The sequence below is a fragment of the Streptomyces sp. 8K308 genome, assembly GCF_004348315.1.
Classification (GTDB): Bacteria; Actinomycetota; Actinomycetes; order Streptomycetales; family Streptomycetaceae; genus Streptomyces.
Genome location: NZ_SMKC01000513.1, coordinates 1 through 3,587, shown reverse-complemented (window position 1 = coordinate 3,587; position 3,587 = coordinate 1). Strand labels below are relative to the sequence as shown.

Below are 3,587 nucleotides of genomic sequence, written 5' to 3'. Positions count from 1 at the left end.
GCACCCCCTCCCCCGCCCTCGTCGAGTACAAGAAGGTCATCGAACCGGTCCACATCACCGGCGACACCACCGCCGGAGAGATCACGATCACCAACGGCCATGACTTCGCCGACACCTCCCACCTCGCCTTCACCTGGACCTACGACGTCGAGGGCGAGGCGGTGGCCAGCGGCCGGCTGACCGTCCCGCCGCTCGCCCCCGGCGCCGCCACGGACGTCAAACTGCCGTCGCCGCCCGGCGGTGACCTGGCCGGCGAGGCCGTGTGGACCATCGGCGCCGAGCTCGCCGCCGACACCACCTGGGCCCAGCGCGGCCACCTCGTCGCCTGGGCCCAGCTCACCGCCGTGCCGCGACGCCTCCCCGAGCCGCCCGCCGCCCGCTTCGCGCCGCGCCGCGAGGGCGACGCCCTGCGTCTCGGCCCGGCCGTGTTCGACGCCGCGACCGGCACGCTCACCGCGCTCGGCGGCCTCGCCCTCCACCAGGGCCCGCGCCTTGACGTGTGGCGGGCCACGACCGACAACGACAGGGGCGGCCCCTGGCTCGCCGAGGAGCCCCTGGGCGCGACCTGGCGGAGGATCGGCCTCCACCGGATGCAGCACCGCGTCGACGCGGTCGACGTCGACGGTGAGAGCCTGACGGTCCGCACCCGGGTCGCCCCGGCCGCCACCGACCTCGGCCTGTACACGGACTACCGATGGACGGCCGGCGACGACGAGCTCCTGCTCGAGGTCGCCGTCACGCCCGACGGCGAGTGGCCCTGCCCGCTGCCTCGCCTGGGCCTGCTGCTCGGCCTGCCGGCGGAGTACGACCGCGCCGCCTGGTACGGCGGCGGCCCGGGAGAGGCGTACCCCGACTCCTGCGCCGCCTCCCGCCTCGGCCGCTACGCGATGACCGTCGACGACCTGGGAACCCCCTACGTCCGCCCCCAGGAGAACGGCGCCCGCTCCGACGTCCGGTGGGCCGAACTCCGCGACGCGGGCGGCGACGGGCTGCGCGTCACCGCCCTGACCGACTCCTTCTGGTTCACCGCCCGCCGCTGGACCAGCCATCAGCTGGACGCCGCCGAGCACACCACGGACCTGGTTCCGGGCGGCACCGTCTGGGTCAACATCGACGACGCCCAGCAGGGCCTCGGCTCCGAGCCGTGGGACGACGGCCCGCTCCCGCAGTATGAGCTCACGGTGGCACCGACGGAGTTCCGCCTCGCGTTCACCGCGCTGGGCCGGCACTGAGGCCACGCCCATGCCCACGCCCACCCGGGCGTGGGCATGGGCGTGTGGCGTGTGGCGTCGAAGCGCTTCGATGATCGACGATAGCCATGCTTCCGTCAAGGTGCCCCGGCAGCAACAACCCGACGCACCCGCCGCCTTCCGCCGGCAACGTAGCCAACTCCCCCCCATAGGACTTCTGCCGCAGGGCTTGTGCGACCCGCCGAGGGCTCCTAACCTCAGCCAACGTTGAAGCGCTTCGACCATGCATCACACATCTGACGGATCGTGCGATGAGGCAGAGCCGCGAAGGGGCTGACGTCATGCCGACCCCACACCCTGGACAGAGCCGGAGAGAGTTACCCCGCCCTCAGCGCGATCGCCCCCAGCGCGATCGCCCCCGTCCGATCACCTCCGCCGCGGCCGGTGGCATGCCGCCGCCCTCCGCCGCCGGGCACGCCGACGCGACCTGGGGGCGGTTGCTCCTCGTCAACCTCGCTGGGGCACGAGCCGCCCTGACCCCCCACCCCCGTAGAAAGGGACGACGGTGAAGCACCGAAGGCACAGTCTCCTGGCCGCCCTCGTGGTGGCCCTGCTCGGCCTGTCGGCCATGCAGGCCACCGCGCTGACCACCGGCCCGGGCGAGGACCCGGCGGCCGAGCGAGAGCGAGAGCGTCCACGCCGGGCCTCCACCGCGGAGGAGACGGTCGCGGCCATGCAGCCGGGCTGGAACGTGGGCAACACCCTGGACGCCATCCCCGACGAGACGTCGTGGGGGAATCCGCGGATCACCCGCGAACTGCTCGCCGCCATCCACGACCAGGGCTTCAACAGCATCCGGCTCCCCGTGACCTGGACCGACCACCAGGGCGGTGCCCCGAACCACACGATCGACGCGGCCTGGATGGACCGGGTCGAGGAGGTCGTGGACATGGCCCTGGACGAGGGCCTGTACGTGCTGCTGAACACCCACCACGACTCCTGGCAGTGGATCAGGGACATGCCGACCCAGCACGACGCGGTGCTGGACCGCTACACCGCGACCTGGACGCAGATCGCCGAACGCTTCCGCGACGCGCCCCCCGAGCTGCTGCTGGAGAGCGTCAACGAGCCGCAGTTCACCGGCAGCACGGGTGAGGCCCAGGAGTTCGAGCTGTTGGACGAGCTCAACACCACCTTCCACTCCATCGTCCGCGGCACCGGCGGCAACAACGCCGACCGCGTGCTCGTCCTGCCGACCCTGCACACCAACTCCGAGCAGGCCAGGCTCGACCCGCTGGTCGACACCATCGCCTCGCTCAACGACCCCAACCTCGCGGCCACCGTCCACTACTACGGCTTCTGGCCGTTCAGCACGAACATCGCCGGCTACACCCGGTTCAACGACGAGGTGCGGCAGGACGTGACCGCCAACTTCGACCGCGTGTACAACACGTTCGTCTCCCAGGGCATCCCGGTCATCGTCGGCGAGTACGGCCTGCTCGGCTTCGACCGGAGCCTCGGCACCGTCCAACACGGCGAGACGCTGAAGTTCTTCGAGTACTTCGGCTCCTACGCCCGCCAGCGGCAGCTGACCACGATGTGGTGGGACAACGGCCAGCACTTCGACCGTGCCGCGCTCACCTGGCGGGACCCGAGCCTGTACCGGCAGATCCGGTCCAGCTGGACCACGGACTCGGCGACGGCCTCCAGCGACCAGATCTTCGTGCGCGCCGGCCAGGCCCCGGCGGACGCGACGCTCACGCTGAACCTCAACGGCAACAGCCTGACCTCCGTGCTCAACGGCTCGGCGGAGCTGGTGCGCGGCCAGGACTACACCGTCGACGGCGACCGGCTCACCGTCACCGGCGCCACCCTGGCGCGCCTCACGGAGGGCCAGGGGCACGGCGTCAACGCGACGCTCTCACTCCGCTTCGACAGCGGGGCGCCGTGGGACGTGCACGTCATCACCTACGCCACCCCGGTGCTGCAGAACGCCACCGGCACCACCGGCGGCCTGACCATCCCGACCGCGTTCAACGGCGACCAACTCGCCACCATGGAGGCGGTCTACGCCGACGGCGGCAACGCGGGGCCGCATGACTGGACCTCCTACAAGGAGTTCGGCATCGCCTTCTCGCCCGACTACGGAGCAGGCCGGATCACGCTGCCCCAGGCGTTCTTCGACGCGGTCAATGACAACTCCACGGTGCGGCTCACGTTCCACTTCTGGAGCGGTGAGACCGTCACCTACACGCTGACCAGGTCGGGGACCACTGTCACCGGCACGGCCGGCTGACAGCCCCGGCGCTTTCCACCGAGCGGCCGGTCGCCGGCGGGCACCTGAGCGCGGCAACGCGCCCCGCCCGGCGGCCGGCCGCCGGGCGGGGCGCGTTGCCG

General features: G+C 71.9%; 2 protein-coding genes. Both read left to right on the top strand.

The window, feature by feature from the left end; genetic code table 11:
* Positions 1-1,232, top strand: a 1,232-nt coding sequence (locus E1265_RS34970; RefSeq protein WP_132934977.1) for a beta-galactosidase domain 4-containing protein, incomplete at its 5' end; no start/stop codon positions are given.
* A gap of 523 nt (positions 1,233-1,755) precedes the next feature.
* Positions 1,756-3,486, top strand: a complete 1,731-nt coding sequence (locus E1265_RS34965; RefSeq protein ID WP_347877289.1) for a cellulase family glycosylhydrolase — start codon at positions 1,756-1,758, stop codon at positions 3,484-3,486.
* Positions 3,487-3,587: the final 101 nt, after the last annotated feature.